We start from the raw sequence: 22,163 nt of genomic DNA on the forward strand, positions 1-22,163 counted from the left end.
ACTAGGGCCTGTACGGCGCCTCCCCGCGCTTTCAGCCCAGCGCCATCAGCGCGGGCACGACCAGCAGCCCGGCCAGCCGGGCCGCCGCGATCTTGTCCTGGCTTACCTGCGCCTGCGGCATCAGGAAATTGAGGGTGCCCAGGCACTGCCCGCGCGCCACGACCGGCACGTTGATCACCGACGCCAGCCCCAGCGCCGCGATGGCCGCGTGGTCGTCGAAGGACTGCCGGATCGCCTGTTCGCCCTCGCCGATGAACAGGCGCTGCTCCAGCAGCACCTGGCGTCCCCACGGCGTACCCCGCTTGTCCTTGCCGCCGCCGGGCGGATAGGCCTGCGGGTTGGAGCTGTACAGCCGGGACAGGGCCATGCTGCGCGGGTCAAACCGGTTGACCGTGCACAGCGTATGCCCGAGCACCGTTCGCGCCTGGAGGTCGACCGCGGCGCACACGCCCGCCGGATCGGCGCCGGCGTGCGCCTGGGTCAGCGCGTCCAGCGCGGGAAGCAGATCGGCGAAGGCGGCGGTCATCGTCACTCCATCGAGATGCCGAGTTCGCGGACGAGCTTGCCGTACTTGTCGGCATCGTTCTGCAAGGTCTGGGCGAACCCCTGCGGGGTGGACTGGCGCACTTCGACGCCCATGTCGCCCATCTTCTTGATGACCTCGGGCCTGGCCAGGATGGCATTGATCTCGCGGCTCAGGCGCTGCACCACGTCCTGGGGCATGCCGGCGGGGCCGAACGCGCCGTACCAGACCGCCAGTTCATAGCCGGGCACCGTCTCGGCCACGGTGGGCACCTGCGGCAGCAGCCCGGAACGCTGCGACTCGGTCACGGCCAGCAGCTTGAGCTTGCCCGATTGCACGTGCGGCAGGGTCTGCGTGCCGGCGCTGAACAGCAGCTGGGTGCGGTCGGCCACGGTGTCCAGCACGGCGGGCGCGCCGCCCCGGTAAGGCACGTGCGTCATCGAGACGCCGGTCGCCTTCTCGAACAGCGCGGCGCTCAGGTGATTGGTCGAGCCCGCGCCCGCCGAGGCATAGGCGATCTGGCCCGGACGCGCCTTGGCATACGCGATGAACTCGGCCACGCTGTTCACGGGCACCGAGGGATTGATCACCATCGTATTGGTGACCAGCGCCAGTTCGGCGATGGGCGTGAAGTCCTTCACGCCGTCGAAAGGCATGGTCTTGAACAACGCCTGGTTCATCGTGTGCGTGCTCATCGAGCCGATCAGCAGCGTATAGCCGTCCGGCTTGGCGCGCGCCACGTAGTTGGAACCGATGTTGCCGGAGGCGCCCGAGCGGTTCTCCACCACCACGGACTGGCCGAGCGAGGTGCTCAGGTGCTCGGACAGCAGCCGCGCCAGGATGTCGGTGGAACCGCCCGCCGCCCACGGCACGATCAACGTGATCGGCCGCTCGGGCCAGGCCGCGTGCGCCGCCGCCGGCAGCACCGTGGCGGCGGCCAGCGCCAATGTGGATAACGCCTTGCGAATCGAAGAGAAAGCCATCTGCATACCCCTTGTGTGGTTATAAGTTGCACTGCGACTGCATATCCGGCCGGCGGCGGGCACGCCCCCGGCCATGGATTCGAAAAAATTCAGCGCCCGACGGCGTAGCCCTGCATGCCGCGCGGGTTCGCACCCGCGCGCAACAGCATCGCACCGCCCGCCGCGGGCTCGCGCGTGCAGACGCTGATGCGGCCTTCGGACCAGGGTGCGCCGACGCGCAGGTCATGGCCCGCCAGGCGCAGCGCCTGCAGGGTGTCCTCGGGCAGGCCTGCCTCGACCGTCAGCCGGTTCAGCGTGGTCGCGCGCGGCCAGAACGAGCCGGGGAAATGATCGACGTGCCAGGACGGCGCCTCGATCGCCTGTTGCAGGTTCATGCCGAGCGCGGCGTGGCGCAGGAAGAAGGCCACGGTCCACTGGTCCTGCTGGTCGCCGCCAGGCGTGCCGAACGCCATGTACGGCTCGCCGTCGCGCAGCGCCAGGCCGGGCGACAGCGTGGTGCAGGGGCGTGCGCCCGGCCGCAGGGTGCCGGGCAGACCCTCGTCCAGCCACGTCATCTGCAAGCGCGTGGAGATCGAGAAACCCAGCCCCGGCACGACCGGGCTGGACGACAGCCAGCCGCCCGACGGCGTGGCCGCGACCATGTTGCCGTGCCGGTCGATGACGTCGATGTGGCAGGTATCGCCGACGAAAATCTCGCGCCGCGCCCATTCGTCCACCGGCGGCAGCGCCGCGAACGTGGGTTCGCCGACGCCGAAGCGGGTGTCGGCATCCGCCAGCGCGCGCGTGCTGGCCGACAGGTCGGGCAGCACGGGAGCGCGACCGCCCGGATGGCCCGGCCGCAATTCGGCGCTTGCCCGCGCCGTGACCAAGGCGGCTCGCTCACGCGCATAGGCGTCCGACAGCAGGGCCTCCAGCGGCGCATCGGTATGCCGGGGATCGCCGTACCAGGCCATGCGGTCGGCGAACGCCAGCTTGGCGGACTCGGCGACGCGGTGTACGAACTGCGGACTGGCGGCATCCAGGCCCTCGATGCCCAGATGGCGCAGCATGGCCAACTGCTGCAGAAACACCGGCCCCTGGGACCAGACGCCGCACTTGGCCACGGTGTAGCGCCCGTACTGAAGCCGCAGGGGTTCGTCGTAGCCGGCCTGCCACGCCGCCATGTCGTCATGGCGCAGCAGTCCGCGATGCCGCTCGCCGGTGCAGTCGCGCACCTCGGCGTGGCGGTAGTAGTCATCGATGGCTCGGGCCACGAAGCCGCGGTACCAAAGGTCGATGGCGGCATCCAGGCGCTGCGCCCGGCTGCCCGCGCCGCGGCCGGCCTCGCGGACCAGCCGCTCGTAGGTGGCGGCCACGGCGGGCGTGCGGAACAACTGCTCGGGATGCGGCACGCGGCCATCCGGCAGCCAGACATCGGCCGAGGTGGTCCATTCGGTGCGGAACAGTTCCTGCACGGCCAGAATGGCCTGCACGATGCGCGGCACCAAGGGAAATCCGTTGCGCGCGTAGTCGATGGCCGGCTGCAGCACATCCTGCAGTTCCCAGGTGCCGTAGTCGCGCAGCAGCGTCAGCCAGGCGCCGAAAGCGCCGGGCACCACGGCGGGCAGCAGGCCGATGCCCGGCACCAGATGATGTCCCTGCGAACGGAACCAGGCCGCGGAGGCCAGCGCGGGCGCCGTGCCCTGCCCGCACAACGCGCGCATGCGGCGCTCGGACTCGCTCCAGAACAGGATCGGCACCTCGCCGCCGGGTCCATTCAAGTGCGGCTCGACGATCTGCAGCACGAAACCGCCGGCCACCGCCGCGTCGAAGGCATTGCCGCCGCGCTCCAGCACGCTCATCGCGGTCTGGGAGGCCAGCCAATGCGTGGAAGACACCACGCCGAAGGTGCCGCGGATCTCGGGGCGGGTGGTGAAGGAGTGCGACATCGCTCAGGGCTTCCGGAATCGTCTGGACACAAGTATAGAAATCACGAATAACCAGGATCAGCTATTTTTTGATATATCAATAACCTTTTGGTTATTCATCGTAAGCATGTCCTCTCCCTCCCTGCCCAGCCGGCTGGCTGCGCGCCTGAAAATCCGCCATCTGAACCTGCTGCTGGCGGTGCGCCGCCACGGCACGCTGACTCGTGTCGCGGTGGAAACGGGCATCAGCCAGCCCGCCGCCACCAAGGCGCTGGCCGAGATCGAGGACATCTTCGGCGCGCCGCTGTTCACCCGGTCACGCCACGGCCTGGAACCCACGCCGCTGGGCCAGTTGGCGCTGGTGCGCGCGCGTCACCTGCTGCAGGACCTGGACCAATGGACCCGCGAGGTGGATGCCTTGCGGTCGGGCCACAGCGCGCACCTGAACATCGGCGCCATTCCCTTCGTATCGGGGCCGCTGCTGGCGCGCGCCGTGGCCCTGCTGCACCAGCGGCATGGGGTCACCGTCACCCTGCACCGCGCCACTACGGACCAGTTGCTGGAACTGCTGCTGCGCCGCGACCTGGATTGCGTGATCGGCCGCGCCGCGGGCGGCGGCCCCGATCCGCGCGCCATCTGGCACGAAATGCTCTATCGCCAATGGCCCGCCCTGATCGGGCATCCCCGCCTGGTGCGCCGGCTGCCGCACGGGCCGCCCGACTGGTCCGAGCTGGCCTCGATGCGCTGGATCCTGCCCTCGCCCGCCACGCCCATCGGCGGCATGATCGCCGGACTGTTCGTGCGAGCCCAGGTGCAGCCGCCCACGCCGATGATCGAGACCTACTCGCTGGACGTGATCGAGAGCCTGATCACGGGCGACGACCGGCTGGTATCCATCGTGCCCGAGGACATCGCGCGGGAAATGGCCTTGCATGGCCGGGTGGCCATGGCCCCCTGGCGCTTCGACTGGGAACTGCCGCCCATGAGCCTGATCCGCCGGGTGCGGGACGTCCCCTTGCAGGCCGAAACGCACTTCGCGCAGATCCTGCGCGAACTCTGCGCGGACGGCGGCGTCCAAACCACGCCTGTGCAACAATATCCGACCAGCGGTGCGCGTCCCGCGCCGCACGATCCATTACCGACATGAAATGGCTGATTCCGGGGCTTTGGCTGGCCTCCATTCTCTTTGCCCACTTCCGCGGCCGCGTCCGGCAGAAGCTGTCACGCGTGTTCCTTGACCACTCCGTCATCCTGGCGCCGGTCAACGCGTTCATGGTGCTGGCCTCGCGCGTGCCCACCACGCCGTACGTCACCACCCGCGAAATCCCCGAGTTGAAAGTACTGGACGACAACTGGGAGATCATCCGCGACGAGGCGCTGGCCATGCAGCAGTTGCGCCACATCAAGGCCGCCGAGAAGCACGACGACGTGGGCTTCAACTCGTTCTTCAAGAACGGCTGGAAGCGCTTCTACCTGAAGTGGTATGACGCCCGGCATCCTTCGGCCGAACAACTGTGCCCCAGGACCGTGGCCATCCTGCGCACGCTGCCCAAGGTCAAGGCGGCCATGTTCGCCGAGCTGCCGCCCGGCGGCACGCTGAACCCGCACCGCGACCCGTTCTCGGGCTCGCTGCGCTATCACCTGGGCCTGGCCACGCCGAACGACGACCGCTGCTACATCGACGTGGACGGCGAACGCTACAGCTGGCGCGACGGCGAAAGCGTGGTGTTCGACGAGACCTACATCCACGAAGCGCACAACAAGTCCGAGTCCAACCGCATCATCCTGTTCTGCGACGTCGAACGTCCGCTGAAGTGGGGCTGGGCCGAGTCGTTCAACCGCTGGTTCGGCAAGGTGGTGATGTCGGCGGCCAGTTCGCCCAACGACAGCGGCGACCAGACCGGCGCCATCAACAAGCTGACGCACCTGCACCATCGGTTCGACGAGAAGCGCAAGGAATTCAAGGCCTGGAACCGCAACGTCTACAAGGCCACCAAGTGGGGCCTGATCGTGCTGATCATCCTGGCCTTCCTGGCGCTCTGATCCGCATGCGGGCTTAATAAAAAGGCGGCCCGATAAGGTCTTCCGCCTTTTTCCTTAGCGCTGCAGCGACTCCCAGGCTTTCATCAGGCGCTTCACCGACACCGGCTGCGGCGTGCGCAGCTCCTGCGCGTACAAGGCCACCCGCAGTTCCTCCAGCATCCAGCGGAACTCGTCCAGGCGCGGATCGGCGGTGCCCTTGAGCGCCGAGCGCGCGCGCTGGTACTGCACCAGCAGCGGCGCCATCTCGCCCATCAGCTTGGCATCGCGCGCGGGATCGGCGCGCAGCTTGTCGATGCGTCCCACCGCCGCCTTCAGGTAGCGCGGAAAATGCGCCAGTTGCGCGTACGGCGTATCGCGCAGGAACCACTTGGGCACCAGCGCCCCGATCTGCTGTTGCAGATCGGCGTAGGCCGCCGCATGCGGCTTGGCCTGCGGCAGCTTGCGCTGCACGGCGGCGTATTCGGTCAGGATGGCATGCGCCAGGCGCGCCACTTCCTGCGCCAGCAGGCCCAGGCGGCCCTTGCCGTCGTTGCGGCGCGCCTCGAACTGCTGCGCGTTGGCGGGCCAGGGATCGCCCAGGCAGGCCTGGGCCAGCGCGCAGTCGATGATCTGGTCGCGCAGCTCGTCCTGCGTGCCCAGGTTCATGTACAGCATGCTCATCTTGGTGATGTCGGTCAGGTTCTTTTCCAGGAACTTGACCTGCTCGCGCAGCCCCAGGCGGAACAGCCGCAACAGGCCGGCGCGATGCTGCCGGCGCGCGTCCTCGGGATCGTCGAACACGTCCAGGTCGCAATGCGTGCCCCGGTCGATCAGCGCCGGATAGCCGATGACCGACTGCCCGCCGCGCCGGATCTCCATCAGTTCGGGCAACGGGCCGAAGGTCCAGGCCGTCAGCTTCTCGTGCGCCAGCGCCTGCGCCACCTCGGTGTCGCGCGCGGCCAGTTGCTGGAAGGTGGCCTGCGCCTGCTTGCCCAGTTCGGCCTTCAACTGCGCAAGATTGCGGCCGGCGGCCAGCATGCGGCCATGCTCGTCGACCACCCGGAAATTCATGAACAGGTGGGTGGGCAGCGTCTCGAGCTTGAAATCCGCCACGGCGGGGCGGATCTGCACCTGCTTCCACATGTCGGCGATGACGGCGTCGACCAGGCCCTGCTGCGGATCGCCCAGCTTGTCGTACCAGCGGTCGTAGAAGCCGGCCGCGTAGTCGGGCAGCGGCACGCAATGGCGGCGCAGCTTCTGCGGCAGCGACTTCAGCAGCAGGTGCACCTTTTCCTTCAGCATGCCGGGCACCAGCCATTCGCAGCGCTGGGCATCCAGCTGGTTCAGCGCGAACAGCGGCACGGACAAGGTGACGCCGTCGCGCGGCGAACCGGGCTCGAAGTGGTAATCCAGCGCCATGGTGGCGCCCTGCCACTCGACCTTCTTGGGAAACACGTCGGTGGTGACGCCCGCGGCCTCGTGGCGCATCAGCTCTTCGCGCGTCAGCAGCAGGGACGAAGCGGCCTTGTCCAGGCCGGACACCCACTTTTCCAGCGTGGCCGTCTGCGAGATGCCGTCGGGCAACTGGCGGTCGTAGAACGCGTAGATCAGTTCGTCGTCGACCAGGATGTCGGGCCGGCGCGTCTGGTGCTCCAGCTTCTCGATGCCGGCGATCAGCTTGCGGTTGTGCGCCACGAAGGGCAGCCTGGTGTCGATCTCGCCCGGCACCAGCGCGTCGCGGATGAATATCTCGCGGGCGTGCTGCGGATTGATGCGGCCGTACTGCACGCGCCGGCCCGCGTACACGACCAGCCCGTACAGCGTGGCGCGCTCGTTGGCCACGACCTGGCCGGATTTCTTTTCCCAGCGTGGGTCGGACCAGTTGCGGCGCAGCAGGTGCGCGCCGACGCGTTCGAGCCAGGTGGGATCGATGTTGGCCACGCAGCGCGCGTACAGGCGCGTGGTCTCGACCAGTTCGGCCGCCATGATCCAGCGTCCGCCCTTCCTGGCCAGGCGCGAGCCGGGATGGATGTGGAAGCGGATCTCGCGCGCGCCCAGGTACTGGCCGCTTTCCTCGCCCTTGAAACCGACGTTGCCCAACAGGCCCGACAGCAGCGCGTGATGCAACTGCTCGTAGGTGGCGTCGGCCTGGTTCAGGCGCCAGCCCTGTTCGCCCACCAGGGCGGCCAACTGGCTGTGCACGTCGTGCCATTCGCGCAGGCGGATGGGCGACAGGAAATTCTGCCGCAACAGGCCCACCAGCTTGCGCTGCGACTGCTTGTGCTGCACCTGTTCGCCATACCAGCGCCACAGTTTCAGGAAGGACAGGAACTCGGACTTGTCGTCGGCGAACTTGGCGTGGGCGGCCTCGGAAGCCTCGCGCTCGGCCATCGGGCGGTCGCGCGGGTCCTGCACGGACAGCGCCGCCGCGATGATCAGCATCTCGGTCAGGCACTGCTGCTCGCGCGCGGCCAGGATCATGCGGCCAATGCGCGGATCGACGGGCAGCTTGGCCAGCTCGCGGCCGGTGGACGTCAGTTCATAGGCCGCACCGGTGCGCTCGCCCTCGTCGTCCATGGACTTGGGCGCGATGGCGCCCAGTTCCTGCAGCAGGTGATAGCCATCGGCCACCGCCCGTCCCGGCGGCGCCTCGACGAACGGGAAATCCTCGATCTCGTCCAGGCCCAGCGACTTCATGCGCAGGATGACCGAGGCCAGCGACGAGCGCAGCACCTCGGGATCGGTGAACGGCGCGCGCGCGTTGAAATCGGTCTCGTCGTACAGCCGGATGCACACGCCCGGCCCCACGCGGCCGCAACGGCCGGCGCGCTGGTTGGCCGAGGCGCGGCTGATGGGCTCGATGCGCAGCTGCTCGACCTTGTTGCGCCACGAATAGCGCTTGATGCGCGCCAGGCCGCTGTCGACCACGTAGCGGATGCCGGGCACCGTCAGCGAGGTTTCCGCCACGTTGGTGGCCAGCACGACGCGGCGCGCGTTGCCGCGCGGATGGAAGATCTGTTCCTGCTCGGCCTGCGACAGGCGCGCGAACAGCGGCAGGATTTCCGTGCCGGCGGGATGGTGCTTGCGCAGCGCCTCGGCCGACTCGCGGATCTCGCGCTCGCCGGGCAGGAACACCAGCACGTCGCCGGGGCCATGCCGCGCGCACTCGTCCACCGCGTCGACGATGGCGTCGATCAGGTCGCGCTCTTCGTCGCCACTCAGGCGGGCGGGTTCGCCGCGCGGGGATTTGGCCGCGGGAGCGTCGTCCGCATCCTGCGGCTGCTGCACGGCGCGGTAGCGCACTTCCACCGGATACAGCCGGCCCGACACCTCGATGACCGGCGCCGGCCGCTCGGGCGATTCCGCGAAATGGCGCGAAAAACGCTCGGCGTCGATGGTGGCCGAGGTGATGACCACCTTCAGGTCGGGCCTGCGCGGCAGCAGCTGCTTCAGGTAGCCCAGCAGGAAGTCGATGTTCAGGCTGCGCTCGTGCGCCTCGTCGATGATGATGGTGTCGTAGCGGCGCAAGAGCGGATCGCGCTGCGACTCGGCCAGCAGGATGCCGTCGGTCATCAGCTTGATGGCCGCGTTGGGACCGGTGCGGTCGTTGAAGCGCACCTGGTAGCCCACCACTTCGCCCATCGGGGTGTTCAGCTCTTCGGCGATGCGCTTGGCCACCGAGGTGGCGGCCAGGCGCCGCGGCTGCGTGTGGCCGATCATCTTGCGGCGGCCGCGGCCCAGCTCCATGCAGATCTTGGGCAACTGCGTGGTCTTGCCCGAGCCGGTCTCGCCGCTGACGATCACCACCTGGTGGTTGGCAATGGCGCGCGCGATCTCCTGCCGCCGCGCGCTGACGGGCAGGTCTTCCGGATAGGTGATGACGGGAATGGGCCGTTCCGGGCGATCGGCCGGCTCTTCGGGGGCGCCAGGGGCGCGCTCCGGCCTCGGGCCGCCCTGGCGATTGCCACGATTGCGATTTCCGTTGCCGCGGCTGCCGTCACGGGGTGCGTCGCTGCGGGGACCTTCCTGGGATCCGTCGGGCGCGCGGGAGACTTCTGACATAAGAGGCGATTCATCCGGTGAACCACCTATTATAAATTTTCGAGGGCAGCATTTCCGGGAACCCCATCCGGCTGCGGGCCGTCCCCCCGAGCGCCGCACAGGCGAGCGTGCGAAAACGGCGGCGGCCCGCGCGCAGCCGCCCCGCGCCGGTCATATAATTTCGCGACCCGCCGCAGGCCGCACCAGGCGACGGCCATCCTTTGCCACCCCCAGGAATCGCACGCCCTCATCATGCCCGACCAGGACCCCGACACCGTCTCCGCCCTCGAAGCCCCCGAGTTCGCCGCCGCCCAGTTCGTCCGATGGTTCCGGGAGGTGGCGCCTTACGTGCACGCCTTCCGAGGCAAGACATTCGTGGTGGCCTTCGGCGGCGAGCTGGTGCAGGAAGGCGCGCTGAACACCCTGATCCAGGATCTGTCGCTCTTGTCCGCGCTGGGCGTGCGGCTGGTGCTGGTGCACGGTTCGCGCCCCCAGGTCAACGAGCAACTGCGCCTGAAAGGCTTCACGCAGCAGTTCGGCCGCGGCGTGGCGCCCACCGACAAGGCGGCGCTGGAATGCGCCAAGGAAGCCGCCGGCGAGATCCGCCTGGACATCGAGGCCGCCTTCAGCCAGGGCCTGCCGAACACGCCCATGTCGGGCTCGCACATCCGCGTCATCTCGGGCAACTTCGTCACGGCCCGCCCCACCGGCGTGGTCGATGGCGTCGATTACCAGCACACCGGCCTGGTGCGCAAGATCGACGTCGATGCCCTGAAGTTCGCCATCGAACGCGGCTCGGTCGTGCTGCTGTCGCCGCTGGGCTTCTCGCCCACCGGCGACGCCTTCAACCTGGCGATGGAAGAACTGGCCACCAGCGTGGCCGTGGCGCTGCGCGCCGAAAAACTGATCTTCCTGTCGGGCGCGCCCGGCGTGCTGCACGAAGACGGTTCGGTCGATACCGAACTGGCGCGCGTCGATGCCGACGCGCTGCTGGCCGCGGGCAAGCTGGACGAAGACACCAACCTGTACCTGCAATACGCCTCCCTGGCGGTCAAGCGCGGCGTGGCGCGCGCGCACCTGGTGCCGTTCTCGCTGGACGGCGGCGTGCTGCTGGAGATCTTCACCCACGACGGCGTGGGCACCATGGTGGTGGAAGACACGCTGGACGACCTGCGTCCGGCCACCATCGACGACGTCGGGGCCATCCTGAGCCTGATCGAGCCGCTGGAAGCCGACGGCACGCTGGTGCCGCGCCCCCGCAGCGTGATCGAGCGCGACGTCGAGAACTTCACCGTGCTGGAGCACGACGCCGTCATCTACGCCTGCGCGGCCCTGCATCCGTACCCCGAAGAGCAGATGGCCGAGATGGCCTGCCTGATCGTCCATCCCGAATGGCAAGGCTCCGGCGAAGGCGAGATCCTGCTGCGCCACATGGAAGCGCGCGCCCGCGCGCTGGGCATGAAGCGCCTGTTCGTGCTGACCACCCGCACCTCGCACTGGTTCATCAAGCGCGGCTTCGTGCAGGGCGGCATCTCCGACCTGCCGCGCGACAAGCAGAACCACTACAACCGCTCGCGCAACAGCCTGGTCTTCATCAAGAAACTGTGACGCCGGCAGGGCCGTGATCCGGGCAAACCCCGGGCACGGCTAAAATCGCAGCTTCGCAATCCTTACCGGCAACAGACCATGGCTCGTACCGTCAACTGTGTGAAACTGAAGCGTGAAGCCGAAGGGCTGGATTTTCCGCCCTACCCCGGCGAAATTGGCACGCGCATCTGGCGCGAGGTCTCGAAAGAGGCCTGGGAAGAGTGGAAAGGCATCCAGACTCGCCTGGTCAACGAAAACCGCCTGAACCTGGCCGACGCCCGCGCCCGCAAGTACCTGCAGCAGCAGATGGAGCGCTTCCTGTTCGAAGACGGCACGGTGGAGGCCCAGGGCTTCGTGCCGCCGTCGGCGTAAGCACCGCGCCCGACCTGTCCGCGCGGCATTGAGCCGCGCGGAACGGATATCCTGCTGTCATGGAAAGCCTGTAAATAGTCCGGCGTCTCAACGCCGCGCCGCTTACAGGTCCATCATATGAAGATGCTGCAGGAATCCGATATCCACGAGATCGTGGACCGCGTGATGCACCACTATCGCAAGCCTGCGATCATGCTGCACCGCCCGTATCCGCCGCACCGCTTCACCCATGTCCGTAGCCGTCTGGGCGGCCTGCCGCAATTGCCTGACGATATGGATTGGCCGACCAGCCTGAGCCACGGCCGTCCTCTGCACTTCCTGTGCCAGATCGACTGCGCCGAGTTGCCCAGCATCGACGGGCATCTACCCGCCTGCGGCATGCTGTTCTTTTTCGCGGACGATGCAGACGATCAGATATGGGATTCAGACGATCGGGATAGCATCCGGGTGATCCATGCCCCGGACGCGCCCTGCAACCAATCGCGCAGGGCTGCCCCAACTACCCTGCAGCCGGTCTACGAGAGATATCGCTACTCCCGCCTGAGATGGGTGCTCAAAGGGGAATCAGCACCCGCAACGCATACCGAGTGGCCGCTCGTTCCCATCACGATGGACAGTTGGCCCGACTATTCGGCGATCTACCAGACGGAGCATGTCGCGCGGATCATCGAAGCGTATCTGAACTCCGATACCGGCGAGGCGCTCGTCGGCAAACTGACGCTGCCCGCCGCCGATATATATGAGGGCAAAGTGGACCTCGACGTCGCAATGGATCTGGTGGGCGAATACTACGACGAGCGCGTCCGGGAAGCGCGCGTTGCACAGGCCCTGACCATCGCGGCGTCCCCTGGGGCAAATCCTCCGGAGGGGGCGACGGACATCCTCGAAGCTGGGCTGACGCAGCCATCGGACCCTAGATGGCAAGTCCCGACGGCGTTCCCGCAGTTAGCCGTCATGATCGAACGCATGGCTCGGCTTGTGATCGCCCGCACATCGAAAGTGATTGGGTACCAGGGCTATCAAGACCAGGCACGGCAGGACGAATTGCGGCGCATCGAAAACGAAGGTCGTCGCTGGATGGCCGATGCACAGCAGATGGGCCTGGGCACTCAGCCCCCGAATCAGACACGGGCCGACTTCCGCAACTGGCTTGCCGGCCTGTCCGGTGCTCCCGGAAGCCTGAACCTTTTCTCACTTCACGATCTCGCGGATATCCACGACAGAGGGCTGCTGGCCACAATCGATTTCACGGTCGGCGCACCTGAAACCGCAGCACATATTCCCACCTACTTCCTGGAAGCCCTGCATCATCACCATCTGCCTGTTACAGAATTGGCAGGCCAGCCGCCAAGCCCCGCCGTCCATCAGATGCTGGGCTACCCGCGTTCCTGCCAGGACGCTCCGTCTGTTGACGAGCCGGAAATCCTGCTTCTGCACCTTGCGACCGACTACGGCGTTCACATGGTATTCGGAGACGTCGGTAACGCCTCTTTCTGGATCAGCCCCCAGGATCTGGCGGAACGCCGTTTTGACCGCGTCCGGGCAGAGGTGGTTGGACACTGACGGGAATCGGGGCGTCGCTGCCATTCACAAGCGCTTACAATCAGCGCCATGCCCGAAACCAGCACGCCGAATAGGACACGCAAGCCGATGCGAGGACTGCTGCTCATCGCGCCCCTGCTGCTGGCCGGCTGCGCCACGGTGCCGCCCTCGAATCCCGAGAACATCTGCGCGATCTTCCGCGAGAAGCCGGATTGGCACGACGCCGCCCTGCGCGTTCAAAGCAAATGGGGCGTGCCGCCCCAGGTGCCCATCGCGATGATGTACCAGGAGTCCAGCTTCCGGCACGACGCGGTGCCGCCACGCTATTACTTCCTGGGCTTCATCCCCTGGGGCCGCGTCAGCTCCGCCTACGGCTACGCGCAGGCCAAGGACGAGACCTGGGCCGACTACCAGCGCGAGGCCGGCGGCTGGACTTCCAGCCGCAGCGACTTCGGCGATGCGATGGATTTCATGGGCTGGTACATGACCAAGACCCAGAAGCTCAACGGCATCTCCAAATGGGACGCCTACCGCCAGTACCTGAACTACCACGAAGGCTGGACCGGCTACCGCAACCGCAGCTACGAGGCCAAGGCGTGGTTGAAGCGCGTGGCGGCGCAGGTGCAGGCACGCGCCGAACGCTTCGGCACGCAATACAAGGGGTGTGAAGGCGAACTGAGCCGCGGCGGCTGGCTGGGCATTTTCTAGGCCGCGGGGCGTTCCTGCACGCCCCGCCCCACGGCGTTACGATGGACGGATCGCCACGAACGATCCGGAGGTGCCATGTCCGACGCCACGCTGTGGGACAACTACCTGCAACGCATCGGCCTGCATTCCTGGCCCTCGGCCACCCTGGATGGCGTCGCCACCCTCGTGCTGCACCACGTGCAGGCCATCCCCTTCGAAAACCTCGATCCCCTGCTGCGCAAGCCCGTCAGCCTGGCCCTGCCCGACCTGCATCGCAAACTGGTGCAAGACCGGCGTGGCGGCTACTGCTACGAGCACAACCTGCTGTTCGGCGCCGCCCTGCGCGAACTGGGTTTCACCGTGACCGACCTGGCCGCCAGCGTGCTGTGGTCGCATCCCGAGGACGCCATCACCCCGCGCACCCACATGCTGCTGCGGGTGCGCATCGACGGCCAGCCGCATATCGTCGACGTGGGCTTCGGCGCGATGACGCTGACCGGCGTGCTGCGGCTGGAACCCGGCGTGCAGGCCACCCCGCACGGCGATTTCCGCCTGGTGCCGGGCGAGGCGGGCAACTGGCGGATGCAGGCCCTGGTCGGCGGCGGCTGGCGCACGCTGTACCGCTACGATCTGCAGGCGCAGACGCTGCCCGATTATGAAGTCGCCAGCTATTACGTCTCGACGCATCCCGATTCCATGTTCATACGCGACCTGATCGCCGCGCGTCCCGTCCCGGGCGCGCGCCTGGCCCTGCGCAACCGGGACTACACGCGCTATGGCCCGGACGGCACGACGCACAGGCGCACGCTGGCTGGCGCGGCCGAGATCCGCGAGGTGCTGGCCGTGGATTTCGGCATCGGAGTGCCGCCTGACACCCGCTTGAACGACGTACTGGAAAGCCTGCCGGAATAGGCGGGATGCAACTTTGACACCTGTTTTATGTCTTATATAAGATATAAGACACAAGCCCCCAATTACGCTTGTCTCACATACAATGACAAGCACGCCGAAACGCCTGAAAATGGCGCTTTCACGCGGTCCAAACCCAGGGAGTCCGACATGCCGCACAACACGCTCGACACGCTCAAGACATTCAAGCTAGGCAAGAAAACCTGTCAGTACTATTCGCTGCCGGCCCTGGGCAAAGCCCTGGGCATCGACGTGCAGCGGCTGCCGGTGTCCATCCGCATCGTGCTGGAATCCGTGCTGCGCAATTGCGATGGCCAGAAGGTCACCGAAGAGCACGTCCGCCAACTCGCCGGCTGGCAGGCCAACGCCCGCCGCGAAGACGAGATTCCCTTCGTCGTGGCCCGCGTGGTGCTGCAGGACTTCACGGGCGTTCCGCTGCTGGCCGACATCGCGGCCATGCGCTCGGTGGCCACGCAGATGGGCAAGGATCCCAAGCGCATCGAGCCGCTGGTGCCGGTCGACCTGGTGGTCGATCACTCCGTCATGATCGACCACTTCGGCACCAAGAACGCGCTCGACCTGAACATGAAACTGGAATTCCAGCGCAATAAAGAGCGCTACCAGTTCATGAAGTGGGGCATGCAGGCGTTCGACACGTTCGGCGTGGTGCCCCCGGGCTTCGGCATCGTCCACCAGGTCAACCTGGAATACCTGGCGCGCGGCGTTCACCATGACGGGAACGACGTGTACTACCCCGACTCGCTGGTGGGCACCGACAGCCACACCACCATGATCAACGGCATCGGCGTGGTCGGCTGGGGCGTGGGCGGCATCGAGGCCGAGGCCGGCATGCTGGGCCAGCCCGTGTACTTCCTGACGCCCGACGTGGTGGGCGTCGAGCTCAAGGGCAAGCTGCGCGGCGGCGTCACCGCCACCGACCTGGTGCTCACCATCACCGAGATGCTGCGCCGCGAGAAGGTGGTGGGCAAGTTCGTCGAGTTCTGCGGCGAAGGCACCGCCAGCCTCAGCGTCACCGACCGCGCCACCATCGGCAACATGGCGCCCGAGTACGGCGCCACCATGGGCTTCTTCCCCGTCGACGACCGCACCATCGACTACTTCGAGGGCACCGGCCGCACCCAGGAAGAAATCGACGCCTTCGCCGCCTACTTCAAGGCGCAGAAGATGTACGGCGTGCCCAAGGCAAAGGACATCAACTACACCAAGCTGCTGACGCTGGACCTGTCCACCGTCGCGCCGTCGCTGGCCGGCCCGAAGCGTCCGCAGGACCGCATCGAGATCGGCAACGTCAAGAACACCTTCATCGACCTGTACTCCAAGCCGGTCTCCGAGAACGGCTTCAACCAGCCGGCCGAGAAGCTGTCCGAGACGTTCACCACCAGCGCGGGCACGAAGATCAAGAACGGCGACATCCTCATCGCCGCCATCACCTCGTGCACCAACACGTCCAATCCCAGCGTGCTGCTGGCTGCCGGCCTGCTGGCCAAGAAGGCCGTCGAGGCCGGCCTGAAGGTGCCCAGGCACATCAAGACCTCGCTGGCCCCCGGATCGCGCGTGGTCACCGAATACCTGACCAAGACGGGCTTGCTGCCCTACCTTGAGAAGCTGGGCTTCGACGTGGCCGCCTACGGCTGCACCACCTGCATCGGCAACGCCGGCGACCTCGCCCCCGACCTGAACGAAGCCATCACCGGCAACGACCTGGTGTGCGCGGCCGTGCTGTCGGGTAACCGCAACTTCGAGGCCCGCATCCATCCGAACATCAAGGCCAACTTCCTGGCCTCGCCCCCGCTGGTGGTGGCCTACGCGCTGGCCGGCACCGTCACGCGCGACCTGATGACCGAGCCCGTGGGCCGGGGCAAGAACGGCGACGTGTGGCTGGGGGACATCTGGCCGACCACCGACGAAATCAACGAACTGGTCAAGTTCGCGCTGAACCCCGAGGCGTTCCAGCAGAACTACGGCCAGGTCAAGAGCAACCCCGGCAAGCTGTGGGAGAACATCAAGGGCGTCACGGGCGAGACCTACGACTGGCCCGAATCCACCTACATCGCCGAGCCGCCCTTCTTCGCCGGCTTCGGCATGACGCCGGGCGCCATGCCCACCGTCCGCGGCGCGCGCGCGCTGGGCATTTTCGGCGACTCGGTCACCACCGACCACATCTCGCCGGCCGGCTCCATCAAGGAAACCTCGCCCGCGGGCAAGTGGCTGAAAGAGCACGGCGTGATGAAGGCCGACTTCAACAGCTACGGTTCGCGGCGCGGCAACCACGAGATCATGATGCGCGGCACCTTCGCCAACGTGCGCATCAAGAACCTGATGATCCCGGCCAAGGCCGACGGCAGCCGCTTCGAAGGCGGCGAAACCCTGTTCCAGCCCACCGGCGAACAGATGTCCATCTACGACGCGGCCATGAAGTACGTAAGCCAGGACACCCCCACGGTGGTGTTCGGCGGCGAAGAGTACGGCACGGGCTCGTCGCGCGACTGGGCCGCCAAGGGCACGCAGTTGCTGGGCGTGAAGGCCGTCATCACCCGCAGCTTCGAGCGCATCCACCGCAGCAACCTGGTCGGCATGGGCGTGCTGCCCCTGCAGTTCAAGGGCAACGACAGCGTCGACAGCCTGGGCATCACGGGCCGCGAGACCTATGACATCTCGGGCCTGGAGGGCGAAATCAAGCCCATGCAGGACGTCACCCTGACGATCCACCGTGAAGACGGCAGCACGCAAGAGGTCGTCCTCACGCTGCGCATCGACACGCCGATCGAGGTGGATTACTACAAGCACGGCGGCATCCTGCCCTTCGTGCTGCGCCAACTGCTGGCCGCCTGATCGCGGCCCGGGGCGAGCCCGCCCCGGTCGCGCCATCGCCCGCGCGCGATGCAAAAAAGCCGATCTTCAGGGATCGGCTTTTTCATGCGCGGGCATCGCGCCTGGCCGCGTCGTCGCGGCCAGGCCGGCACGCGGATCAATCCAGGCGGATGTCGGCCTTGGCCACCACTTCGGCCCAGCGCGCGCGTTCCTTGTTGAAGAACGCGTCGAGATCGGCGGGATTCATCACGACCACTTCGGCGCCCTGCTCGCCCAGCTTCTTCTTGATGTCGGGCTGGTTGATGATCTTGGCCAGTTCGGCGCCCACGCGGCTGGCGATGGGGTCGGGCATGCTGCGCGGGGCCAGGATGCCCTGCCAGGTGCCGGATTCGAAGCCGGGCACGCCCTGCTCGGCGATGGTGGCGACGTCGGGCAGGATGGACATGCGCTCGCGCTTGGAGATCGCGATGGCGCGGAGCTTGCCGCTCTGCACGTGCGGCAGCGTGGCCAGCAGGCCGTTCATGATGACCTGCACCTGGCCGCCCACCACGTCGGTGATGGCCTGCGCGCCGCCCTTGTAGGGCACGTATTCCCACTTGGCGCCGGTGGCCTGCCCTACCGCCACGCCAGCCAGATGCGGCGCGCTGCCCACGGCGGGCACCGCGAAGTTCAGGCGCTCGCGCTTGGTCAGTTCGATCAGTTCCTGCAGAGTGTTGACCTTCACCGAGGGGTGCACGGCAATGACGTGCGGCGAGTACGCCAGCATGCTGACGCCGCGCAGGTCCTTGGAGGGATCGAAATTGAGCTTGGTGTAGACCGACGGGCTGATGGCCAGCGCGCCCACGTCGCAGATCAGCAGGGTATGGCCGTCATCGGCCTGGGCCGTCTGGCCGGCGCCCAGGTTGCCGTTGGCGCCGGGGCGGTTATCGACGATCACCGTCTGGCCCAGCGCGGTGGACAGCGGCTGGCTGATGGCGCGGGCGATGATGTCGGACGACCCGCCGGCCGGATACGGCACGATCAGGCGGATGTTGCGGTTGGGCCAGTCTTGCGCGGCAAGGACCGGACGCGCGGCCGAGGTGAGCGCAGCCGCTCCGATGACGGCCAGGAATTCCCGGCGTGCGATGGGCATGAAAGTGTCTCCTTTCCTTTGGTTGGAATGCTTTCACATTCCGTTCACGTTGTACGATGTCTTATGAATTGATTGTGCGGTAGCCCAAACTGGAAGTCAATTGGAGAAAAGGCGGACATCCCAAGGGAGTCCGCCTTTCTGCTTTTCATCTGCGAGGGGGGATCGTGGCCGGCGGATGCCCCGCCGGCCGGCGCGCGCCGTGCACGGGCAGCGCCATGCCCAGAGGTATGACGAGCTAGCCGCTGAACGCGTAGGCGTCCATGGCCAACGCGCCGTAGGCCACTTCGTCGACCAGGCGGGTACGCACCGGCCCGCCCGCGCCCAGCGCGACGTAGAACGGCATCAGATGGTCGTCATGCGGATGCGCGCGCGCCGCGCCGGGCGCGGACGCCTGCCAGTCGAGCAGGCCGTCGATGTCCCCGGCGGCGACGTGTCGCGCGTACCAGTCCTGGAACGCAGGCACATAATCGACGGCTGGCGCGCCGTGCGGCATGCGGACGTCGCGCAGGTTGTGCGTGAGCGACCCCGAACCGATCAGCAGGATGCCTTCGTCGCGCAGCGGCGCCAGCGCGCGGCCCAGCTCGTACTGCCCGCGCGCGTCGCGGCCCACGTCCAGCGCCAGTTGCACCACGGGCACGTCGGCATCGGGATACAGGTAACGCAACGGCACCCAGGCGCCATGATCCAGCGGGCGGCGCGGATCGTTGCCGGCCTGCATGCCGGCATCGGCCAGCACCTGCTGCACGCGGGCGGCCAGCTCGGGCGAGCCCGGCGCGGCGTACTGCAGGTGATAGAGCTCGGGCGGAAAGCCGCCGAAGTCGTGCCACGCCACCTGGCGGTCGCGGGTGGAGACCGCCAGCCCATGGCCCATCCAGTGCGGCGACACCACCACGATGCCCTTGGGGCGTTCGGCCTGGGCCGTGCCCCAGGCCTGGAGCACGGCGCCGGTGCGACCAGGCTCGACCGCCATCATCGGCGAACCATGGGAAATGAAAAGAACGGGCCAACGCATGATGAAACCTCTGGCATTGCATAAGGGAATGCAGACATGATGCGCCCGCTGCGCACCGCGATAAATGGGGGCTGGCGGCACGCACTGTTGCCGCGGGCGGACCAATTCCCCCGGGCCGCCCGGCGGGCAGAGGTAAACTACGAGGTTCCCTTTACCGCTTCAAAGAATTCATGGCCCGAGTCCGCAGTCGAACCTCCTCGCCCCGCATGGGCCGCGACGCCACGCGTCTGGTGTCCCTGGCGCAGGCGCTGAACCGCTCCGGCAGCCACTTGGAAGACGCCTACTGGCAGGGGCAACTGAGCGAGGCCATCCCCAAACTGCTGCGCCAGGGTCAGGACGGCCCGCTGGAAGCGGCGCTCGATCACCTCGCGCAGCACGATACCGGCGCCTACGAAGTGCTGATCGAACAGGCCGAAACCCTGTCCGAATCCATGCAGGTCGAGAAGAACGGCGTGCGCCACGACGTGCTGCTGCTGGTCGCGCCCGTCGCCGCCTGGACGCGCTACACCATTCCCACCGGCCCCATCTCCGCCTCGGCGCAGCAGGCCTTGCTGGCGCAGTTGCACGGCCACGTCCTGGCCAGCCATGCCCGCATGGCCCTGCTGCCGCAACTGGTCAGCATCGACCAGATGCCGCGCACCTTCGCCGAAACCTGGCAATGGATGCACCGCCTGGCGGCCCGCGCCCTGGGCGCCGAGACCAGCCTGCCAGTGCTCAACACCGACATCGAAACGGCCAACATGCTGGCCGACACCCGCTACCTGGTGGCGGCCGTGGCCGTGCCCGAGCGCGGCGCCCTCTTCCGCTGGCAGGAACACCCCGAGGACCCGGCCGCCAGCCGCGAAGCCTGCCTCGAACAATGGATTGCCCAGGCCCAGCCCACGCTGGCTTCGCTGTTGCCGGGCTGCGGCATCGAATGCCTGCTGCCCGATGCCTATTACGTCAGCAACCGCGACGCCGACCGCCGCGTGCGGCCCCTGTCGCTGCGTGCCGCCATCAGTTGGCTGGAAGGCGCCGTCAGCCTGCCCCCCGGGCATCTGCGCGCCGTGATCGCCGGTTGCGGCGAGGGCCAGATCGACGAATACCGCATCGGCTTCACGCCGCGCAACAGCAACGACGTGTACTACGGCTGCGTCTGGCCGCTGTACGGCCGCGAGGAAGATCCTCCCGGCGAAGACGGCCAACCCGACGCCGTCGACGAGATCGCCGCGTTGCTCAAGGAATACGGCGTGGCCGACGTGCGACGCATTCCCGGCGTGCTGCCGCCCGACTACTGCGAGGATTGCGGCGCGCCGCAGTTTCCCAATCCGCTGGGCGAACTCGTGCACGCCGAATTGCCCGAGGACGCCGAAGCGGCGCCCACGCGCTTTCACTGACGTCCCCGCGCCATGCGCACCGATGTGTTCTGCCGCGTCGTCGACAACTACGGCGACATCGGGGTGTGCTGGCGGCTGGCACGGCGGCTGGCGCACGGACGCGGCTGGCCGGTGCGCCTGTGGGTCGATGACCTGGCCGCCTTCCAGCGCATCCAGCCCGACGTGCAGCCCGGCCTGGCGCATCAGCTGGTGGCCGGCATCGAGATCGTGCGCTGGACGCCGCAGCCCGACCCGGCGCTGCTGACGCCGGCCGAGGTGGTGATCGAAGCCTTCGCCTGCGACCCACCCGCGGATTACGTCGCCGCCATGCGGCGCACGCAGCCGGTCTGGATCAATCTGGAATACCTCAGCGCCGAATCCTGGGTCGAAAGCTGCCACGGCCTGCCCTCGCGCCGTCCGGACGGATTGACCAAGCATTTCTTCTTTCCGGGTTTCACCCCGGCCACTGGCGGCCTGCTGCGGGAACCCGGCCTGTCGGCGCAACGCGATGCCCTGCAGGCCTGCCGCGGGCATCGGCAGGATTTCCTGCGCACCCTGGGCCTGGGACAGAATGAACTGGGCCTGGTGGAACAGGATGCGCGCCTGGTCACCCTGTTCTGCTATCCGCACGCCCCCTGGGCCGAACTGGCCGCGGCGCTGGCCAAGGATGCTTCTCGCACCCTGCTGCTGGCACCGCAAGGCGTGGCGCCAGGGCTCGAGGCCGCCGTGCCCCCCGGCGGCCGCCTGCACGTGGCCCGCGTGCCGTTCGTCGTGCAGGACGATTTCGATCGCCTGCTGTGGTGCGCGGACATCAATTTCGTCCGCGGCGAAGATTCCTTCGTGCGTGCGGCCTGGGCGGCGCGGCCGCTGGTATGGCAGATCTATCCGCAGGACGAAGACACGCACCTGGAAAAACTGGGGGCGTGGCAGGCGCGCTACGACGCGCCCGAGGCCGCGCAGACCCTGGTCCGGGCCTGGAACGCCGATGCCAGCGCCGTCCCCCGGGCACTGGCCCGGGCCTTGGCCGCCCCCACCTGGCAGGCCTGGCGGCAGTCGGCCCGGCAATGGGACGCCGACCTGGCGCAACATCCCGATCTGGCCGACAACCTCGCCGATTTCTGCGCAGAATTGGCCAGGACGCGCTAGAATAGCTGGTTTTCCGAGTTGCTTTGCTCGACGGATCGTCCGACGAGCCTGGGCTCAAATTTCACAGCCTCCCGGGGCGCCGAAACCTCGAGCAGGAACCCGCCGCTGGCCTT

General features: G+C 67.4%; 16 protein-coding genes. 10 read left to right on the forward strand and 6 right to left on the reverse strand.

Going from position 1 to position 22,163, the window contains the following annotated elements; all coding sequences use genetic code 11:
• Positions 1 to 31 precede the first annotated feature (31 nt).
• The 3 genes from A7W11_RS25200 to A7W11_RS25210 all read right to left on the reverse strand — a co-directional run bounded on the left by A7W11_RS25200 (position 32) and on the right by A7W11_RS25210 (position 3,434).
• Positions 32 to 526 (reverse strand): GAF sensor protein, encoded by a 495-nt coding sequence (locus A7W11_RS25200; RefSeq protein ID WP_066420625.1) that lies wholly within the window; start codon positions 524 to 526, stop codon positions 32 to 34.
• 2 nt (positions 527 to 528) lie between these two features.
• On the reverse strand, positions 529 to 1,512 hold the full coding sequence (locus A7W11_RS25205; protein WP_066420627.1) for a Bug family tripartite tricarboxylate transporter substrate binding protein: 984 nt from the start codon (positions 1,510 to 1,512) through the stop codon (positions 529 to 531).
• Between the two features lie 83 nt (positions 1,513 to 1,595).
• Positions 1,596 to 3,434, reverse strand: coding sequence for a gamma-glutamyltransferase family protein (locus A7W11_RS25210; RefSeq protein WP_066420629.1), 1,839 nt, complete (start codon positions 3,432 to 3,434; stop codon positions 1,596 to 1,598).
• Positions 3,435 to 3,540: 106 nt separating this feature from the next.
• Between A7W11_RS25210 and A7W11_RS25215 the strand changes: the two genes are divergently transcribed.
• Complete coding sequence (locus A7W11_RS25215) at positions 3,541 to 4,560, forward strand: LysR family transcriptional regulator (RefSeq protein ID WP_066420632.1); 1,020 nt, start codon at positions 3,541 to 3,543, stop codon at positions 4,558 to 4,560.
• A complete protein-coding gene (lpxO, locus tag A7W11_RS25220) occupies positions 4,557 to 5,456 on the forward strand; it encodes a lipid A hydroxylase LpxO (protein WP_066420635.1) in 900 nt (299 codons plus the stop codon). Before A7W11_RS25215 ends, lpxO begins: the two co-directional genes overlap by 4 nt.
• Positions 5,457 to 5,510: 54 nt before the next feature.
• Here lpxO and hrpA read toward each other — a convergent pair whose 3' ends face one another.
• On the reverse strand, positions 5,511 to 9,497 hold the full coding sequence (gene hrpA, locus A7W11_RS25225; protein ID WP_082887476.1) for an ATP-dependent RNA helicase HrpA: 3,987 nt from the start codon (positions 9,495 to 9,497) through the stop codon (positions 5,511 to 5,513).
• 231 nt (positions 9,498 to 9,728) lie between these two features.
• Here hrpA and argA point away from each other — a divergent pair, with 231 nt between their 5' ends.
• The 6 genes from argA to acnA all read left to right on the forward strand — a co-directional run bounded on the left by argA (position 9,729) and on the right by acnA (position 17,426).
• A complete protein-coding gene (gene argA / locus A7W11_RS25230) occupies positions 9,729 to 11,084 on the forward strand; it encodes an amino-acid N-acetyltransferase (RefSeq protein ID WP_066420641.1) in 1,356 nt (451 codons plus the stop codon).
• Between the two features lie 78 nt (positions 11,085 to 11,162).
• The gene (locus tag A7W11_RS25235) at positions 11,163 to 11,435 is read left to right on the forward strand and encodes an oxidative damage protection protein (RefSeq protein WP_066420652.1); all 273 of its coding nucleotides are present in this window, start codon (positions 11,163 to 11,165) and stop codon (positions 11,433 to 11,435) included.
• A gap of 117 nt (positions 11,436 to 11,552) precedes the next feature.
• Positions 11,553 to 12,998 (forward strand): DUF1963 domain-containing protein, encoded by a 1,446-nt coding sequence (locus tag A7W11_RS25240; protein ID WP_066420655.1) that lies wholly within the window; start codon positions 11,553 to 11,555, stop codon positions 12,996 to 12,998.
• 87 nt (positions 12,999 to 13,085) lie between these two features.
• Positions 13,086 to 13,685, forward strand: a complete 600-nt coding sequence (locus A7W11_RS25245; RefSeq protein ID WP_066420658.1) for a transglycosylase SLT domain-containing protein — start codon at positions 13,086 to 13,088, stop codon at positions 13,683 to 13,685.
• Positions 13,686 to 13,760: 75 nt separating this feature from the next.
• On the forward strand, positions 13,761 to 14,576 hold the full coding sequence (locus A7W11_RS25250) for an arylamine N-acetyltransferase family protein (protein ID WP_066420660.1): 816 nt from the start codon (positions 13,761 to 13,763) through the stop codon (positions 14,574 to 14,576).
• A 147-nt stretch (positions 14,577 to 14,723) separates the two neighbouring features.
• Positions 14,724 to 17,426 carry an aconitate hydratase AcnA gene (gene acnA / locus A7W11_RS25255; protein ID WP_066420661.1) on the forward strand — a complete coding sequence of 901 codons (2,703 nt, stop codon included), beginning with the start codon at positions 14,724 to 14,726 and terminating at the stop codon, positions 17,424 to 17,426.
• A 136-nt stretch (positions 17,427 to 17,562) separates the two neighbouring features.
• Here the strand turns inward: acnA and A7W11_RS25260 are convergent, their stop codons facing one another.
• Positions 17,563 to 18,537 (reverse strand): Bug family tripartite tricarboxylate transporter substrate binding protein, encoded by a 975-nt coding sequence (locus A7W11_RS25260; protein WP_066420662.1) that lies wholly within the window; start codon positions 18,535 to 18,537, stop codon positions 17,563 to 17,565.
• Positions 18,538 to 18,772: 235 nt separating this feature from the next.
• The gene (locus A7W11_RS25265; RefSeq protein ID WP_082887477.1) at positions 18,773 to 19,549 is read right to left on the reverse strand and encodes a DODA-type extradiol aromatic ring-opening family dioxygenase; all 777 of its coding nucleotides are present in this window, start codon (positions 19,547 to 19,549) and stop codon (positions 18,773 to 18,775) included.
• 170 nt (positions 19,550 to 19,719) lie between these two features.
• On the opposite strand from A7W11_RS25265, the gene A7W11_RS25270 reads away from it, so the two are divergent.
• Both A7W11_RS25270 and earP read left to right on the forward strand, forming a co-directional pair.
• On the forward strand, positions 19,720 to 20,925 hold the full coding sequence (locus A7W11_RS25270; protein WP_066420668.1) for a DUF2863 family protein: 1,206 nt from the start codon (positions 19,720 to 19,722) through the stop codon (positions 20,923 to 20,925).
• Positions 20,926 to 20,937: 12 nt separating this feature from the next.
• Positions 20,938 to 22,050, forward strand: a complete 1,113-nt coding sequence (earP, locus tag A7W11_RS25275; protein WP_066420673.1) for an elongation factor P maturation arginine rhamnosyltransferase EarP — start codon at positions 20,938 to 20,940, stop codon at positions 22,048 to 22,050.
• The last annotated feature ends 113 nt before the right edge of the window (positions 22,051 to 22,163 follow it).

Source organism: Bordetella ansorpii (assembly GCF_900078315.1).
Classification (GTDB): Bacteria; Pseudomonadota; Gammaproteobacteria; order Burkholderiales; family Burkholderiaceae_B; genus Bordetella; species Bordetella ansorpii.